General features: G+C 43.6%; 14 protein-coding genes. 5 read left to right on the forward strand and 9 right to left on the reverse strand.

Features of this window, described 5'->3' with window-relative positions; genetic code table 11:
* Positions 1 to 3 precede the first annotated feature (3 nt).
* Positions 4 to 927: a universal stress protein UspE gene (uspE, locus tag CEX98_RS10095; protein ID WP_099641943.1), complete on the forward strand. Its 924-nt coding sequence runs from the start codon at positions 4 to 6 to the stop codon at positions 925 to 927.
* A gap of 192 nt (positions 928 to 1119) precedes the next feature.
* On the opposite strand, the gene CEX98_RS10100 is transcribed toward uspE, so the two are convergent.
* The 7 genes from CEX98_RS10100 to CEX98_RS10130 all read right to left on the reverse strand — a co-directional run bounded on the left by CEX98_RS10100 (position 1120) and on the right by CEX98_RS10130 (position 10581).
* Positions 1120 to 2166, reverse strand: a complete 1047-nt coding sequence (locus CEX98_RS10100; protein ID WP_242441679.1) for a Kelch repeat-containing protein — start codon at positions 2164 to 2166, stop codon at positions 1120 to 1122.
* Positions 2167 to 2606: 440 nt separating this feature from the next.
* The gene (locus CEX98_RS10105; RefSeq protein WP_099641944.1) at positions 2607 to 3800 is read right to left on the reverse strand and encodes a PepSY-associated TM helix domain-containing protein; all 1194 of its coding nucleotides are present in this window, start codon (positions 3798 to 3800) and stop codon (positions 2607 to 2609) included.
* Between the two features lie 38 nt (positions 3801 to 3838).
* The gene (locus CEX98_RS10110; RefSeq protein ID WP_099641945.1) at positions 3839 to 5992 is read right to left on the reverse strand and encodes a TonB-dependent siderophore receptor; all 2154 of its coding nucleotides are present in this window, start codon (positions 5990 to 5992) and stop codon (positions 3839 to 3841) included.
* Positions 5993 to 6166: 174 nt separating this feature from the next.
* Positions 6167 to 7060, reverse strand: a complete 894-nt coding sequence (gene ttcA / locus CEX98_RS10115; RefSeq protein ID WP_099642005.1) for a tRNA 2-thiocytidine(32) synthetase TtcA — start codon at positions 7058 to 7060, stop codon at positions 6167 to 6169.
* Positions 7061 to 7222: 162 nt separating this feature from the next.
* A complete protein-coding gene (locus CEX98_RS10120) occupies positions 7223 to 8359 on the reverse strand; it encodes an ABC transporter permease (protein WP_099641946.1) in 1137 nt (378 codons plus the stop codon).
* Entirely contained in the window at positions 8356 to 9090 is a 735-nt protein-coding gene (locus CEX98_RS10125) for an ABC transporter ATP-binding protein (RefSeq protein WP_099641947.1), read from the reverse strand. The genes CEX98_RS10120 and CEX98_RS10125 overlap by 4 nt, the downstream gene beginning before the upstream one ends.
* Positions 9091 to 9093: 3 nt before the next feature.
* A complete protein-coding gene (locus CEX98_RS10130; RefSeq protein ID WP_099641948.1) occupies positions 9094 to 10581 on the reverse strand; it encodes an alpha/beta fold hydrolase in 1488 nt (495 codons plus the stop codon).
* 89 nt (positions 10582 to 10670) lie between these two features.
* Here CEX98_RS10130 and CEX98_RS10135 point away from each other — a divergent pair, with 89 nt between their 5' ends.
* The 3 genes from CEX98_RS10135 to CEX98_RS10145 are packed head-to-tail and all read left to right on the forward strand — an operon-like array spanning position 10671 to position 13125.
* Entirely contained in the window at positions 10671 to 11036 is a 366-nt protein-coding gene (locus CEX98_RS10135; protein ID WP_099641949.1) for a GntR family transcriptional regulator, read from the forward strand.
* A gap of 5 nt (positions 11037 to 11041) precedes the next feature.
* A complete protein-coding gene (locus CEX98_RS10140; protein WP_099641950.1) occupies positions 11042 to 11875 on the forward strand; it encodes an ABC transporter ATP-binding protein in 834 nt (277 codons plus the stop codon).
* Positions 11872 to 13125 (forward strand): hypothetical protein, encoded by a 1254-nt coding sequence (locus CEX98_RS10145; protein ID WP_099641951.1) that lies wholly within the window; start codon positions 11872 to 11874, stop codon positions 13123 to 13125. The genes CEX98_RS10140 and CEX98_RS10145 overlap by 4 nt, the downstream gene beginning before the upstream one ends.
* A gap of 17 nt (positions 13126 to 13142) precedes the next feature.
* Here CEX98_RS10145 and CEX98_RS10150 read toward each other — a convergent pair whose 3' ends face one another.
* Positions 13143 to 13703: a TIGR00645 family protein gene (locus CEX98_RS10150; protein ID WP_099641952.1), complete on the reverse strand. Its 561-nt coding sequence runs from the start codon at positions 13701 to 13703 to the stop codon at positions 13143 to 13145.
* Between the two features lie 162 nt (positions 13704 to 13865).
* On the opposite strand from CEX98_RS10150, the gene CEX98_RS10155 reads away from it, so the two are divergent.
* Positions 13866 to 14108 carry a hypothetical protein gene (locus CEX98_RS10155; RefSeq protein ID WP_099641953.1) on the forward strand — a complete coding sequence of 81 codons (243 nt, stop codon included), beginning with the start codon at positions 13866 to 13868 and terminating at the stop codon, positions 14106 to 14108.
* Between the two features lie 315 nt (positions 14109 to 14423).
* Here the strand turns inward: CEX98_RS10155 and topA are convergent, their stop codons facing one another.
* Positions 14424 to 17069 (reverse strand): type I DNA topoisomerase, encoded by a 2646-nt coding sequence (gene topA / locus CEX98_RS10160; protein WP_099641954.1) that lies wholly within the window; start codon positions 17067 to 17069, stop codon positions 14424 to 14426.
* Between the last annotated feature and the right edge of the window lie 134 nt (positions 17070 to 17203).

Below are 17203 nucleotides of genomic sequence, written 5' to 3' on the forward strand. Positions count from 1 at the left end.
GTCGTGGATAAAATTAAAAGTATACTCACCGTAATTGACCCAACCAAAGAGCGTCAAAACAGCTTAGAGCGCTCCATCAATCTCGCCAAGCGCACCGGTGCAGCTATCACTGCATTTATGTCTATCTATGACTTCTCTTATGAGATGACGACTATGCTCTCTCGAGACGAACGCGAGGCAATGCGTGAAGCGGTGATCAAAGACCGTGAAGCTTGGCTTGATGATATGGTTAAAGGCTTCTCTGATATCGACATAGAAACCAAGGTGGTATGGCACAACCGCCCCTATGAAGCAATTATTAAAGCCGTGTTAGAACACGATTATGATCTAGTTATTAAATCTACCCATGAGCACGATACGTTAAAGTCAGTGATCTTCACACCAACAGACTGGCACTTGATCCGCAAATGCCCAGCGCCCCTTCTACTGGTAAAAGACCATGCATGGCCTGAGCAGGGCAATATTATTGCAGCCGTCAACTCGGTGAGTGACAACGAGCAGCACCAAGAACTAAACAAGCGTATTATTACCGATGCCCAGTTCTTATGTGAGTTGGCAAACGCCAAACTGAGTTTAGTCAACACCTACCCTGCGACGCCGGTGAATATTGCAATCGAAATTCCTGAGTTCAACCCTTCTCAATATAATGAAGCGGTGAAAAAGCACCATGAGGATGAAACCTTTGCCCTTGCAGAAGCCTTCTCTATAGACAAAAGTGATTGTATTATCAAAGAAGGATTGCCTGAAGATGTGATCCCGCACGTCGCCTCAGATAAAGATGCCGAGCTTGTGGTGATTGGGACTGTTGGTCGCACTGGTTTAAGCGCGGCTTTAGTTGGCAACACCGCAGAACATGTCATTGACAGCCTAGACTGTGATGTCTTGGCGCTAAAACCTGATGGCTATCAATCTCCATTGGCGGACTAATACCAATTGTATTAAGTAAACTCGCTATTTTGAAGCGTAGAAATGGCGTGAGTAGCAAGGCAAAAACTTTGCTATTTCACCCTTCAAATTGATTAGAGACTGAATTCAATTAGTATAATCTATTGTGCACCGTCAGAGGCGAGTTGACTTCGCCTCTGACTACCTTCAATATCGCGGCTAAATGACCCACGACTAGTTTGTATCTGTTAGTTTAAATGCGATAGTGCTTTTTAAGGTTTCTTGAGGCCCTATTTTTGTCGCGCCCCCTATCACATAAACCAACCCATTGTGGCTCACTTGACCATGGCCGTGGCGTGGTGATGGCATATCTGGCAAAGATCGCCAAGCATCCAGCTTAGGGTCATAAAGCCAAGCAGAGGCGTAAACCTTACCCTCACGTTGCTCACTTTGATAGTCAAAGGCTTCACCCCCTGTCACTACTATTTTGCCGTTGATCACGCTGGCGGCCAGCCCAGCGGCAGCAACAGGCAGTGGAGCAAGTGTTCTCCAGCTGTCGCTTTTACTATTGTAGACTTCTACCGTGTCGAGATTTTTTGGCTCATCCCCACTTACTCGCCCACCGATAACATAAATGTCATCACCAATTACCACACTCGCTGCAGAATTTCTTGGGCTTGGCAAAGGCTTTGCTCGACTCCAGTAAGCGTTATTTTTTAATACGTAATGGGCCGTGCTATCGCTATTTTTATCGGAATCATGAGCACGGGTTTTGCCACCAATCACATGAATATTCATCCCTATTGTGGCATATACAGACTCAGCCAAAGGGCTAGGTAAACTTGGTGCCGACACCCAGCGCTCAACGCGACCATCGAGCCGATACACACTAGATTGTGGTTGCCATGCAGCGCCCTTTGGACCATTAAATCCACCTATGGCATAAAGATAATGAATATTACTGGCAAAGCCCACATGGTGCCTAGCATCAGGTAAAGATGGGGCAAGCTCCCACCCTTCCTCAGACGGGTTCAATAAATACACTTTATCTGTTGGGCCGAGCCCATGAAAAGTCTCTAGCTCTGAAACACTAAATCCACCACCAACAAATATACGATCCATAAATACGCTTGGATAAATTTCTTGCAGTGCTACAGGCAAGGGCGTAGCAGTTTGCCACGTTTGTGATGGCAAGTTTGTTTGCGCTAACACCTTGGTTGATCCCATAGCAAAAACAGCTGTTAAGAATATATGTGCCAGTGTTCGTGGTAGTCGTCTCACCAAAGCCTCTCCCGTAGAACTTATACCAATTTGCTTAATTAACTTACCTATTTTTAGACTGCGAAACACCGCAACCGGGTTTTGTTACCGCTAAGGCCCTCACACCTATACAAGCAAGGCAAATCAGGTATTATCTTTCAATGTGCTTTTAAAAATGATTGTCTATCAAATATATAGTAAGAAGCCTAGGCAAACAAAGTTAACCGCAAAATAATCCGCTTTCTGATATTTGTAGCTAGGCCAATTCACTCTAAGTAGCAGTTTACAAATATACTCAAGTAACAGATATCTATACGAAAAGCCCAGCATCTTAGTTCAATTGAGCGATACGCTTACACCAATTCACTTAACTAAGTGATCTGTTTGAGGGAGTATTAATGCGGATTGATATTAGTCCTTGTATCGTAACGACTGTGATTGTTAAGCCCACACGGGGTTAACTAAGTATAGCGCTGTATCCAAAACACAAAGTAAAATGCTGATAGTGCAAAGATTGGCAAGGTTGCAATTTGAGCTCGTGTTAAACTCGATGACTTGGTCCGCTTCCATGTCATTAGTACTCCAGTCAGTGACATCCCCGTCAATGCCACGCCCATAAGAAACCACAGCAGTTTAGAGTAAAAACCTGCAAAATAGCCAAAGTGCAGTGGATCCGCATACTCATTAAGATAGTTACCTAATGCCATGTTGTCTGGCTGTTGAATCTTAATGATAGTTAACGTAACGGGGTCTATATAAACTTTATGAGCCCGCTCACGGAGTAATGGGTTGTCAGCCATGCCTTGAAACTGTACTGGGGAGGTCTCACTCCTTGGTAAATGCACTCTGGTAATCGTCCAATTTTCAATAGCACGCTGCGCTTTATCAAAAGCAACTTCGAACCGTTCAGCCGACAGAGGTATTTCACCTTGTAATGACACGACTCGTTCAATTTTAGGAGCACTTGGTTCCAAGCTATGATTGGCCACGCGCATACCAAACTCAAACAAATACCAAAAGCAGGTAAGGATGATCACGCTCGTAAACCAAAGCCCCCATAGTCCAAATACCTTATGTAAATCACTCAACAACACTCGTGAGCCTTGGGTCACACGCACCCGCCATAGGGCTACTCTCCAGTTTCGGGTGGTTTTCAATCCCGTATATAGAGATATCAGCAAGATAAAAGCAAAGGAAGTGATGATTGGCAGCCCAGGGACCGCCGGCATAAACATATAGCGATGGAGATCTCTAAAAAACCGCTGAACGGTTAGCAGTGGCATATCCCCAGTCACAGCATGAGACCATTGGTCAACATGAACATACCTATCTTTATCATCAAATGAAACACGAGCCCGATACGTAAAGTAATCACCACCCATTGTGCCTAACGTTAAGATACGACCTTTTGGATACGCTGTTGCTATTGACTCGTACATTGCACGCCATGACTCAGCGGTATGTTCTGTTTCGTCTACAGGTTTATCCGTGGCACGCATTTGTTCAAAGACAAGCCAGTCAATCTCATTCGACACGGTTGCGATCGTGCCCGTTGCGAGGATCACAAACATCACAGTCGCAAGCTGAAACCCCAACCAAGCATGAAGATCATATAGCTTGCGCAATCGCTTTCTTTGCTTGGTTTTATCCGACATTTTGTTTGGTCCTCACCACGATGAATGACAGCTATAAGCTACCAGCTATAGCTAAATTCAAGGAACGCATTTCTAGGATCGCCTGGGAAATGACCTGTACGTGCTAAAAAACCTGATTCGGCGTATTCTTTGTCGAACACATTCTCAACTCTAAATAGCACACTGTAATTGTCTACTTCCCAGATGATTGAGGTATCAGCAACAAAGTATGAGTTTAGAGTTTGCCCTGATAAGCTCAATTGCTCATCCACATAGTTTCCACCGACTGCAAACGCTAAATTCCATTGTGGGATTTGGTATCTGGTCCAAACACCCAACTGGTTTTCAGGGGCATTGGCAAACCTATCACCGACACTATTGCGGATCCCGCCCGTGCCATTATCAGCAGTGATTTTGGCATCATTGTAGGCGTAGGCAAAACTCACCACCCAGTCAGGCGTCACATCAGTGATTAACTCAATCTCAACGCCTTTACTGGTGATTTCACCAATTGCAGCCAAGTTATCAACACCATCTTGTTCAGGGTCAGTACCCGTACTTTGCAGTAGGTTCTGTCTTTTAATTTCATAGCCTGCCACCTTCAACAAGGTACTGCCATCAAATAGCTCAGCATTAAGACCGACTTCAATAATATCGCCAGTCGTCGGTTCGAATGGGCCACCAGCTTGCACGTCTTGGCTAGATACACCTTGAGGTTCATAAGAATCAGCCCATTGGGAATATAACGAAATATCATTCGATAGTTTATAAATGCCACCGATCCTAAAACTAACATTGTCATCATCAAATTGAGTGCCGTTCGCGTCATCCTCAAATTGATCAAACCGCACGCCAGCAACTAGGGTGAATTTCTCCCAAGCAAGCTCGTTCAAAGCATAGGCGCCGTTACGCTTTTGCTTAGTCGTTCTTTGTGGAGCAAACTTGACGTTATATTGACTGGGGTCAGTTTCGCCATACTGAGGTTTATGAAGAGACAATGGCAAAATATCAGAGCCTAACGAAGTGCCATTTAGATAACGCGAAACAAAATCATTAGAAGCGGAAGCGCGACCTAACAAGGCGTCTTCTTCACCTGAATAGATGTCTACACCAAATGCAGTGCGCTGCTCTGCACCAAGTACTTGTGTTTCATAAACAAAGTTTGCGGCGAAGGAAAGCTGAGATTGCGCTCGTAATTGATCACGAAACTCTCGTGCTACGAGGTCAATTTCACCGTTATCATCACTGTCGATTAATGCTCTTGGCTCATGGTAATTCTGCGATTGTTCATTATCGATATAGCGCAGTGCCACGTCGTAATGAAGAGAGGAGCTCAACTCACCAACTAAGCTTGCTTGAAGTACATCTGAGGTGAGATCTAAAAAGTCAGATGCTTCATTATGATTCCATTGTGGGTAGGTTAAGAACTCACCATTATCATCGGCAGGCACACCACGAAGACGGTTAGCATCAAGGTCTTGCTTATAATGCGTATACTGTAGTACCAGTCGAGCATCATCAAAGTCATAGGCGTAGCCCGCATCAAATATTGCAACCTCACTTGCACTATTATCACGATAAGTATCTTGCTGCTCATAAAACGCACCGAGTCGAATGCTTTGTGCTTCTGCAACCTCTGAGGTTACCTCTGCTGAGCCACCATAACGGTTATCCGTGCCAACAATAATACGCGTATTTGCACTAAATTCGGATTGTGGTTTTTTGGTGATATAGTTAAACAAGCCACCCGGTGCACCTGGTCCGTACAGCATCCCTGATGGCCCTTTCAAAAAGTCGACGCGCTCAACATTAAACAACTGAGGTACGTTAAAACCAACATAAGGGTCACCTCTTAGACCATCAAAATAAATTTCTTCTTGGCGGAACCCCCGAGCTGTTACTCCAGCATAACTAAATTGACTTACACCCGCGATGTTGCGATATAAGTCTTTAGCGTCCCTTGCTCCTAAGTCATGGATCAAATTCGCATTCAGTGAGGTAATCATTTGTGTTGAATTTAATGGATCGACAGCAAGTTTGCCGGTAGTGGACTCACCATTACGATATAGATTCAGTGTTCGACTTACCACAGTGATCGTTTCGATCTCTTGATCTGTTAATTTATCTTCTGAATTTTGTTGTTGAGCTGACGCCTGCAAAGAGGGATACATTATCGCCAGAGCAATAAGGGATAGCTTAGATATTTTATTCATTGAGAGTCACATTAGGTTATTATTAAAGCGCACACAAATGATAACAATTACCAGTTGCATTTTAAATAGAGAACACCCAAATAATTGCAATTAACGCAAAAGAGGAGACTGAATATAATGGGGAGGTTTCAAAGAAGAATACGCTAGGCCACTCCGCCTAGCGTGACATACATACTAGATATTGGTGACATCGATAAACAGAGATTCATCAATGTTTGTAGACGAAACAACCGCTTCGTTAAAGTCGTACGCTGTGCGTTCGCCATCTCGCTCCAACGGTAGGCTTTCAAAATCAAACAACTCAGTATCGGCCAGCTGGCTCGGGCTAACGTTCTGAATTGATTTAAAAATATTCTCTACGCGACCTGGAGTTTTGTTATCCCAATTAACTAACATAGACTTGATATTTTGACGCTGTAAGTTTTCCTGTGAGCCGCATAAGTTACATGGAATAATAGGAAAATCTTTATATTCGGCGTACTGGATCAGGTCTTTTTCGCGGGCATATGTCAACGGGCGAATAACCACATTACGACCATCGTCTGAGCGTAATTTTGGTGGCATCGCTTTCATTCTTGCGCCATAGAACATGTTTAAGAACAGTGTCTCAACAATATCATCTAAGTGATGGCCTAATGCGATTTTAGTCGCGCCAATTTTTTCAGCAAATGAATATAGGGTACCACGGCGTAAACGAGAGCAAAGTCCACAGGTGGTTTTCCCTTGCGGTACTTTCTCTTTTACCACTGAATACGTGTCTTTATCTATGATGTAGTAAGGAATATCTAGGGTTTCAAAATACTCTGGCAAAATATGTTCCGGAAAGCCTGGTTGCTTTTGATCTAGATTCACCGCCACAACATCAAAATGAATAGGGGCAGCCTTTTTTAGATTTAATAGAATATCCAACATCGCAAATGAGTCTTTGCCACCACTAATACAAGCCATTACCACATCACCTTCTTCGATCATATTGTAATCTTTGATGGCGTTGCCGACGTTACGGCGCAGACGCTTTTGTAGCTTGTTAAACTCTAAAACTTCTTTGCGATTATCTTGCTCTATCATGGTGTTTGGTGCCGTATTCATACTTATTCAATTATGTATTAAAAAGTCGAAACCTTAATACAATGCTACATCAATTATGGGGCGCCGATTATACGTGAATTTAGGGTGAGGTAAAATACAAAAATGGCGTCCCAAAGAACGCCATTATTAGTTACTTGCCGATTACAGACCAAACACGACCTTTTCACTTTTCAGCATACGACTGCTCAAGTAAGCAAAAATAGCAGACAAACCGAGCGTTACCGCACTGGATAATAACAGCTGAGGCACCGGGATCGCATTGCCCTTGATGATTTCAATCATGGCATTTTGCTGCGCAGCAATTGGCATCCATTGCATGATATCAGTGGCAATATCATAGGTGGTTGCCATGCTCATCATCACAGGAAGAAACAGTGCCATTGCCACATAGGACTGTGCTTCTTTAAATGATTTGGCTAGAAATGAAATAAACACCAGTAGACTTGCTGACATCAGTGCAATTGGCAATCCAATTAAGATCGCGGTAATGATAAAGGAGAAATCTATGATCACCGTAAAGCCCATCATTTCCCATGGCACCATATTATATGCAAACTTAGACACCACCGTCGTCAAGATGAGGGCAATAATTGAAAACCCCGCAATAGCACCTACTTTTGCTAACACGATATGCATGGTGCTAATTGGATGACTAAGCAGCAACTGGAGCGAATTGCGCTCGCGCTCCCCGGCACTGGTATCAATTGCCATTCCCATGGCCGCGTAAAATAGTGAAAGTATGATAGATAATGTTGCAACGCCTAGTACAAAACCACCTTTAGAGGTAGGCGTTGCTTGGTCGTGTGTCTGTACGTCGATTGCGCGAGCAATGGTCGGATCAATACCGCGAGCAACTAAACGCAATGCGGCTACTTCACTGTTGTAAAGCATCAGGCTGCGCTCTAATCGCGTAATCGAGGAACGTAGCTTTTGGTCCGACTTATCAGCAACAATATAAACAGTCGCACTTTTGCCTCGCACCATATTCTCTTGGTAATCTTCACCAATTTCTAGGGTGATTGCTTTTACAGCCTCTCCTTCCCCATGTTCAATTTCTTTACTCGCTAAAAACTGCACTAAGTTGGGTGCCCTTTCAGCATTGTTAATGGTAATTTTGAGTGCTTCTGGCGATGCCATTTGTTTAAACATCACCGTAAACAGCACACACATGATAATCGGAGCACCAAAGCAATAATAAAGACCAGCCATTACCGAGCGTTTATCGCGGCTAGCATCCAATACTTCTTTTTTAAACAGAATGGAGATTAATTTCATCATGCCGCAATTCCTTCATCTGTACCAATTAGAGTTATAAAAGCTTCTTCCAGTGATGCCTTACCGGTTTGTTCACACAACGCTTGAGGCGACCCCTCGGCAACAACTTTCCCTTTTGCCATCACCACCACATGATCACACAACGCCGCTACTTCTTGCATTACATGGCTAGAAAACAGCACACAATGACCTTGCGCTTTAAGCATCAGCAATAAATCTCGCAACACCCGTGTACTCATCACATCTAAGCCGCGAGTCGGCTCATCAAGCACAATATTGGTAGGCTTATGCACTATCGCCTGTGCCAATGCCGTTTTCATTCGCTGGCCTTGTGAAAAGCCCTTACAACGCCTGTCAGCTATATCTAGCATTTGCAGTTTATCTAGCACTTCCTGCGTTGCCGCAGCCGCAGCTTGAGCGTCCATACCACTCAATTCGGCATAAAACTGTGTATACTCCCGTGGTGTCATACGCTCATACAATCCACACGGGTCAGGAAATAGCCCGAGCTGCTGCTTTGCCTCTGTGGGTGATGTAGCAACATCAATATTATCGATTGAAGCCGTGCCTTGATCTGCTTGTAACAGACCAAACACGGTGCGTAAACAAGTTGTTTTACCGGCACCATTTGGGCCTAATAAGCCTGTAATTTGGCCATCGCGAGCAGTAAAAGACAGCCCATCTAAGGCATTCACTTCACCAATCTTTTTATATAAGTTATCAACTTGGATCATGATTTACTCCTTCTCAGTAGCCGTTGCTGGACCATTAATATTCATGAAGAATTGCTTGCGGGTATCTTCATCTAGACAGCTCGTATCAAAATCCCCTATCGCTTTTTCATCATAAAATTTAGCGATCAGTTTGTTTGCACAGCTTTGGCTGGCAACAATATGCGTTGCAGTTGGTGCGATTAAATGAGTTGCGTTGCTTAATTTTTCCATGGCTACTTCAGCCCATTTTGCCGGTGTTGCTGGGTCTAATCCCCCCGACAGCAACAGCGTTGGAATATCAGACTCTACCGCTTCATAATAACTAGGTGGAACAGGTTTCACGTCCCAAATTGGGCAGGTTGCGTCTAGCCCCTCTATCATCATTTTTCCCATGTAGTTATCACTATATTTGGCTTTGTCTGAAGCGGTTAATCTTGGCCAATCTTCGCCACACACGATAGCTTGATGCATCCCCAGCGCCAGCCCCATGCCCTCTTCACTTGGCGCCATTAAGCCGACCAGAGGTAATACATTGCCTTTCGCCGCTTCACTGATAGCAAGGGGGACTAAGACTCTGGAAGTATGAGAGTAAAGTGCCATCCTGATAGCACTAAACAACTTCATTTTGGTTAATTTCATTGTCAGTGGCTGGTTGGTTCTAGGATGCTTTACCGGCACCGTTATTGGCGTTTTATCTACCTGTTCAAGTAAGGATTGCCACTGTCTCGAAAGATTAGGGTAAGCACCTGCACAGTGTGTATCGGCTTGGCACTGCTCAAATAAGGCGTTTAACGAACCTTCAATAGCACCACCGATGGCCATTAGGCTTTGATTATTGGGTGCGAGCCCATCTAATACCGCTGAGGCTACACTTTGTGGAAACTGCCTCATATATTCTAGTGCGATACGTGTACCATAAGAGCCTCCGTATAAATGAAGTTTGCTGTAGCCTAGTGCAGCTCTTACGGCATCGAAATCTTTCGCAGCAGCGACTGTAGTGTAATCTGATAGGTCTGTATCAAGTTTGTTTTTGCAGTCACGAGCATCATCTTGGTAGAACTCAAGTCCTACTAAGCTATCATCTAACGCAAATTGCTGCGCTAATTCGTCAATATCACATTGTAAAAGGTTAGACTTACCCGTCCCTCTCTGGTCAACAAGAATTATATCTCGGCTTTCGCGGGCATACTTGAGTATGCTTTCGAAGTTAGCGGCTATTTCTGTTGCTGATTGCCCTGGCCCCCCAGCAAAAGCTAGCACCGCTTCTTGTGGATAGAGCGGTTTGATTGCAGGGATAACCATAAAGTGAATATCAATTTTTTGTTCTGCTTTTCCTTCACTCAGAGGTTGAGAAATCTTGCCGCATTGGGCTCTGTCGCTAAGGTTTTTAGCGTAACAATCCCAAAGTTCTACCGAGGGTGTGGCTGCCTGTATTGATAGCGCGGTTCCCAATGCAAATGGAAGAAGCGCCAGCTTTACTAAGCTTTTCTTAAACTTATATGGCTTTTTCATAGTTAATTCCTTGTTGACTCACAGTCAATATGCTAACTTTAAGTGAGTGTATCAGTGTATTATTGTATTAATACAGTAGAATTAGAGTAATGCTAGACCTTATTCATGTCAACCCCAATAGTGCAGAACCGATTTATAAACAGCTATTTGATCAAATAGTAAGATTAATCGTGTCTGGAAAAGCACAAACCGGAGATGAGCTACCATCGGTGAGAAAGCTGGCCGAGCACTTTGCGGTCAATCCAATGACCGTTTCTCGAGCCATCGGACAGCTAGTCGACCAAGGTTGGCTTGAACGAAGACGTGGTCAACCGACTCGAGTTGCAAAGCAACAACAACCCCAACAAACCGATAACCTTTTGAGCAAAAACTTAGATATTCTAATCACTGATGCCAAACAGCTTGGGCTCAGTAAAGCAGAATTGCTGTCATTGATTGATAAAAATTGGGAATAAGAATAATGACTACCCCACTTCTACAATTCAGCCACATCAATAAACAATTTGCAGACAAACCAGTATTGACCGACATCAACCTGACGATTGAGCCGGGTATGGTAATGGGCCTGTTAGGACGAAATGGCGCGGGCAAAACCACACTGTTACGAATTGCACTTGGATTAATTAGCCAAAACGCCGGCGACGTGCGCTGCTTGAATAGTGATAACCACCACCTCAGCCCCGAATGCAAAAGTAAAATTGGTTATGTGCCTCAGCAGCCATGTGGTTATCAGGGTTTTAAAGTAAAAGATGCCCTAGCGCTGCACCGCAGCTTCTATGCAAATTGGGACATGACGCTAGAACAAGAATGGCTGTCTCGGTTTGAGCTTGATGGTAGTGCGTTGGTAAGCAACCTCTCCATCGGGCAGCAGCAAAGTCTGGCGCTCATCATGGCGATGTCCTATCGCCCTCAGCTGCTTATTTTAGACGAGCCAGCGTCTAGCTTAGACCCTATTGCCCGTAGAGAGTTTATGTCTGATCTATTTGAGCTGGCACTAGAGGCCGGCGCTGGCGTACTTTTCTCCTCACATATTACCTCCGACGTTGAGCGCGTAGCGAGCCATATCGCTATTATCAAACAAGGTCGAGTGATAGTCACAGGAGAGTTAGACACCTTAAAAGAGCAGATCAGAGTGATACCTCGTCATTCACTAGACAATTTACCCGAAGGTGAAGTACTCCACCAATCTGAGCGCTGCACTATATTTAAAGCAAATAACGCAAATACATGGCCTACAGGTCTTCAATACAATACGACTAACCTAGAACAGCTTTTTGTGGAGCTGCACGCATGATTGCTAGCACAACACGAAACTGGTGGTCTGGTTTACTCGGTTTTTGGCTAAAAGAATGTGGCGCAGCCAACTTTTTCATCCCTGGAGTAATAGCAGCGATATTGGCTCCCTGGCTTTTTCTAGTTGAGGATAGGGGTTTACAGAGTTTCTCCTTAACCTTCTCCATTAGTGCATTATGGATGGCGTTTTGCTGGCAAATTGTAAAACTTCAAGCGCAGGAAAATGCGTTGTTATTGCCAGCGCTCAAGTTACATGTATACAAACAGGGCTGGATAATTTTGGCGTTTGGCTATGCTTTAAATTCACTTGCACTGATTGAAATACCGCTAACAAGTGTTGCCTCTGGCATGTTATTTTCTAGTGCCTTCTGTGGATGCTTCTTTTTGTTATCAATGAGAAATAGCGCCTACTTTAAACACAACAGCTACTTCTTTATGCTTATCCTTATGCTTTCGATGTTTTTTGGTGAGCAGCCTATGGTGCTAGTATTACTCTCATTGCCGCCAACCATTATCAGTTTATACCTAATTGCAACCAAACAGAAAAATTGTCAGTGGCACCCTCTCGCATATCAGACATACCTAAATAATATTCAAACTGGCTGGCTTCCGGTTAATACCTTTTCCCCAGAAAAGGTCACTCAGAAGTTTAGACAAGTGTTTATGCCCATGAGTTATTTTGCTGGTAATATCTTAGTACAAACGAGTCAGGTCTTCATACTAGCAGGCGTGCTTTCTATTATAGCGGCGGGGTACTTTGGCACAAACGTTCACTTTTTGGTTATTCTAATGGACATGCTGCTGGTGATGATTGCAATTTTTATCTGCTGGTCAAAATTACAGACAAAAATGAGCTGGGATCGCTTGTACCTCCTTCCTATTTATTCCAGCTTAAACGCGCTCAAGCAAGCATACCATTTTGCTACCGTGAAGCTTGCTTTGTACTTATCACTTTACCAACTTGCCGTGATAGTAGTGTGCGATACATTTTTAACTATGCAACCCGTTAACAACTACTTAATTATGTTTGTAGGCTCAATAACAGGCTTTTTGTTATGCATCGCAATCGGAAGTATAGTACGCAATGCTATTACGTTATCGCTATCTTGTATGCTTGTATTGGCGTTACATAGCGCCTTTAAGGCCTATCTTTTGTCGCACGCGCAAACACCTCTAAGCCTGTTTTTGCTGGCGATTTATAGTGCTCTGGTTGTCGCTCTGCTCCTTTATGCAAATAGAAAAGTGAGGTAAGCAAAAGCTTGCTTACCTCAATGAGAATGGGTACGGCTATTAATGTAGTCTGTGACAGAAAATAAAACGCCAGAAATTACGAAAGTAATATGAATTCCAACCTTCCAAGCGAGCTGCTCACTGGTTAAGTCTTGGGAATGAATAAACACTTTAAGTAACTCCACCGCCGATATTGCAACAATAGCACTGATCAGTTTAATTTTTAGTCCAGAAAAGCCAACCTTACCCATCCAAGTCGGTTTGTCTTCTTGTGGTTCTACATTCAATTTAGAAACAAAATTCTCATATCCACTGAAAATAATGATAATTAGCAACCCCGCTAAAAGTGCGGTATCGACCAAGGTTAAAATTCCAATTAATAAATCCTGATTGGAAGCCGTTAGGGCACTCACTGTCATCATGTAGAGCTGTTTAAAGAATTTCAGTAGTAATAGCACAATAGCCAGTAACAACCCGACAAAAAAAGGTGCCAGTAACCAACGCCCTTTAAATAGAGTGCGTTCTAGCATATATTCGTAGCGATTCGTCGGCTCGCCCCCAGACTGAGTATCTTTTTCCATATTGTTGATTCTTAGCATTTAAAATAACCTATGAATGTAGCACCTTAAAAGCAGTTTCTCACCTTTTATCGATCAAGGTTTGAATCAATTTTTTACTCTTTAAGAGAAAATTAATTCGTTTTCCTTATGCGAGATTTTGATTTAAAACATGCGTGTACTTTCAACTAACAGGTAACACGAATGAAAACCTTAGCTTCATCATTAATCGCTCTGTCTTTGCTCGCGTGCGTATCAGCGCAAGCAAACGAAGAGTTGCCAGTCGCACCTGCTGATCTGGTTCAAGAGTTAACTGAAATGTGCCTTGATTGGGCCAAAGATGATGACGTACAAGCATCTGAACTAAAAAAATACGTTCTAAACTGTGTTAACGATGAGCTAGATGCAACTGGCTATCAAAAAGTAAAAGATGTAGATATCAAATAATATCAAGCTGCTTAATGCAGTCTTTTTAAAGGGTAGAAAGGCTTGCCAATAACTAAGAAAAGCTTAAATTATTAAGTTTTTAACCCAGTTAGCGTAAGACTCCTCCACCCTCAAATTGATGCACTATTAAGCCTCAACGGTATAATGTCTATCACCGCTGAAAACTGATATAAAAAAGGCCGCTCAATCATAATGAGCGGCCTTTTATTTTTTAGCTAAGTAACCTGAAGTTTGGATAATGCTAATGTGCATTAGTTATCCGAAGCTCAAGTTAAGTCGCCTCTACTCGAAAAACCTACGATTTTATCGAGTCGGTTATGCTTTTTTCTTTCGAGTCGCTTTTTCTTCCTCAACCCATTTACCATTGTTGTAAGTTGCTTTCCAACCAGTGGCCTTTCCGTCCACTTCGGTCATTACGTATTGGGTTTTGGTTTTCCTCGAATAACGCACTATAGCAAGGTTACCATCTGGATCTTGCTCTGGTGCGTCTGCTAAGTAATAAAATTTCGGTGAAATTCTATCTCTAAAACGTTTTAGCTCCGCAACCTTTGGTGCCCTAGTTTCTCTCGACTTAGGGAAGGTATGTGCAGCTAAGAAGATACCAGAAGCACCATCACGTAACACAAAGTGAGCATCAGACTTTTCACATTCTAGCTCAGGTAATGGAACTGGATCCTCTTTCGGTGGCGCAGCCTCACCGTTTTTCAGTAGCTTACGGGTATTTTTACATGTTTCACTGGTGCAACCAAAGTATTTACCGAAGCGGCCTGACTTAAGCTGCATATCGGCGCCACACTTATCACACTCAATCACAGGTCCGTCGTAACCTTTGATTTTGAATGAACCTGTCTCAATCTGATAGCCTTTACATGCAGGGTTATTACCACAAACATGAAGCTTTTTAGTTTCATCAATTAAGTAAGAGTCCATTGCAGTTTCACAAATTGGACAACGCTTCATATGGCGAAGAGACTCAGCTTCAGCTTCTTCATCGGCATCTGCAGCAACCGCTTCATCACCAGATACTAAGTTTATCGTCGTCGTACAACGCTCTTTTGGTGGTAAGTTGTACCCTGTACAGCCTAGGAAAACGCCTGTTGATGCTGTGCGGATCCCCATTTTTCTTGAACAGGTCGGACAGTCAATATCGGTTTCTACCATGACGTTTTGACGCATCCCGCCTTCACTTTCGTCACCGGCTGCAATTTCTAATTGATGAGAGAAATCCGCATAAAACTTATCGAGGACCTGAGTCCATACACGTTCGCCTTCTGCGATATCATCCAGACGACCTTCCATCTTTGCTGTAAAGTCAAAGTTCATCAAGTCATTGAAGTTCTCTACTAGACGGTCAGTAACGATTTCACCCATTTTTTCAGCATAAAAACGGCGATTTTCTACACGAACATATCCACGGTCTTGGATAGTCGAAATAATAGCAGCATAAGTAGATGGGCGGCCAATTCCACGTTTTTCTAGCTCTTTAACTAAACTCGCTTCGCTATAACGAGCAGGTGGTTTAGTAAAGTGTTGCTTCGGGTCTAACGCAATCAGATTTAGCTTGTCACCAACGGTAACACTTGGCAGCGCTTGATCTTCCTCGTTCTTCTTACGAACCGCAGGCTGTACACGCGTCCAACCGTCAAACCTGAGTACTCGGCCTTTGGCTTTCAAGGTGTAATCTTCTGCTGCTACCGTTAGAGTAGTTAAATCGTATTCTGCCGGTGTCATTTGGCACGCAACAAACTGACGCCAAATTAACTCATAAAGCTTTTTAGCATCGGCTTCAACACCATCAAGGTGACCGGATAAAATTGTCACGTCAGAAGGACGGATTGCTTCGTGCGCTTCTTGGGCATTACCTTTAGCAGAATAACGTAACGGCGCATCTGGTAAATACTTGCTACCAAACTCACTATCAATATAGCCACGACACATTTCGAGCGCGTCGTTTGATAGGTTTGTTGAGTCTGTACGCATATAAGTGATGTAACCAGCCTCATAAAGACGCTGGGCTAACATCATGGTTTTCTTTACACCGTAACCTAAACGCGTACTGGCAGCTTGCTGCATCGTCGAGGTAATAAATGGTGCGCTTGGCTTACTTTTGCTTGGCTTTTCTTCAACTTTAACCACTTCATAAGCGCTGTTTTCTAGCACTCGAACTGCTGCATCCGCTTGTGATTTGTTGACTGGCTTAAATGCCTCGCCTTGATATTTGGTTACCGCAAGACGAATATCCTCTTTTGATGCTTTCACATCAGCATGGATATCCCAAAACTCCTCGGGGATAAACGCCTTGATTTCGCGTTCACGCTCTACCAATAACCTTACAGCAACAGACTGAACTCGTCCTGCGGAGAGTCCTCGTGCAACTTTTTGCCACAACAGCGGTGACACCATAAAGCCCACAACACGGTCAAGGAATCGTCTTGCCTGCTGTGCGTACACCATGTCGGTATTCAGCTCACCGGGTGATTCAAACGCCTGCTTAATCGCATTTTTGGTAATTTCGTTGAACACAACGCGCTTATACTTACTTTCATCGCCACCGATAATTTGCTCGAGGTGCCACGCGATGGCCTCCCCCTCTCTATCCAAATCGGTTGCGAGATAGATATGGTCGGCGTCTTCAGCAAGCTTTTGTAGCTCTTGCACTACTTTTTCTTTACCTGGCAAAATTTCGTAATGTGGTTCCCAACCCTTTTCAGGATCAATCCCCATTCTCGCAACTAAGTTTGCATAGTCTTTGTGCTTTTTATATTGCGCTTTCTCTTCAGGTGACATTTTACGCACTTCAGCTGGCGACTTGGTTGCTAAACCTTTCGTTTTACCTGCACCTGAAGTAGGAAGATCTCGAACATGGCCCACACTGGATTTAACAATGTAATCCTTGCCGAGGTATTTATTGATTGTTTTTGCCTTCGCGGGAGACTCTACAATTACTAGCGATTTGCCCATAGCTGCCTATTTTTGACCGATTCTGTCTGTGTTTGCCCTTACTTGGGCGTTGAATTACTTATAGGTATATCTACAAACACCTATTGTTACAAGCTAAAAATACGAACTTTTCCCCAATCACCGAATTATTATCC

Origin of the sequence: Pseudoalteromonas piscicida (genome assembly GCF_002744175.1) — a bacterium.
Taxonomy (GTDB): Bacteria; Pseudomonadota; Gammaproteobacteria; order Enterobacterales; family Alteromonadaceae; genus Pseudoalteromonas; species Pseudoalteromonas piscicida_B.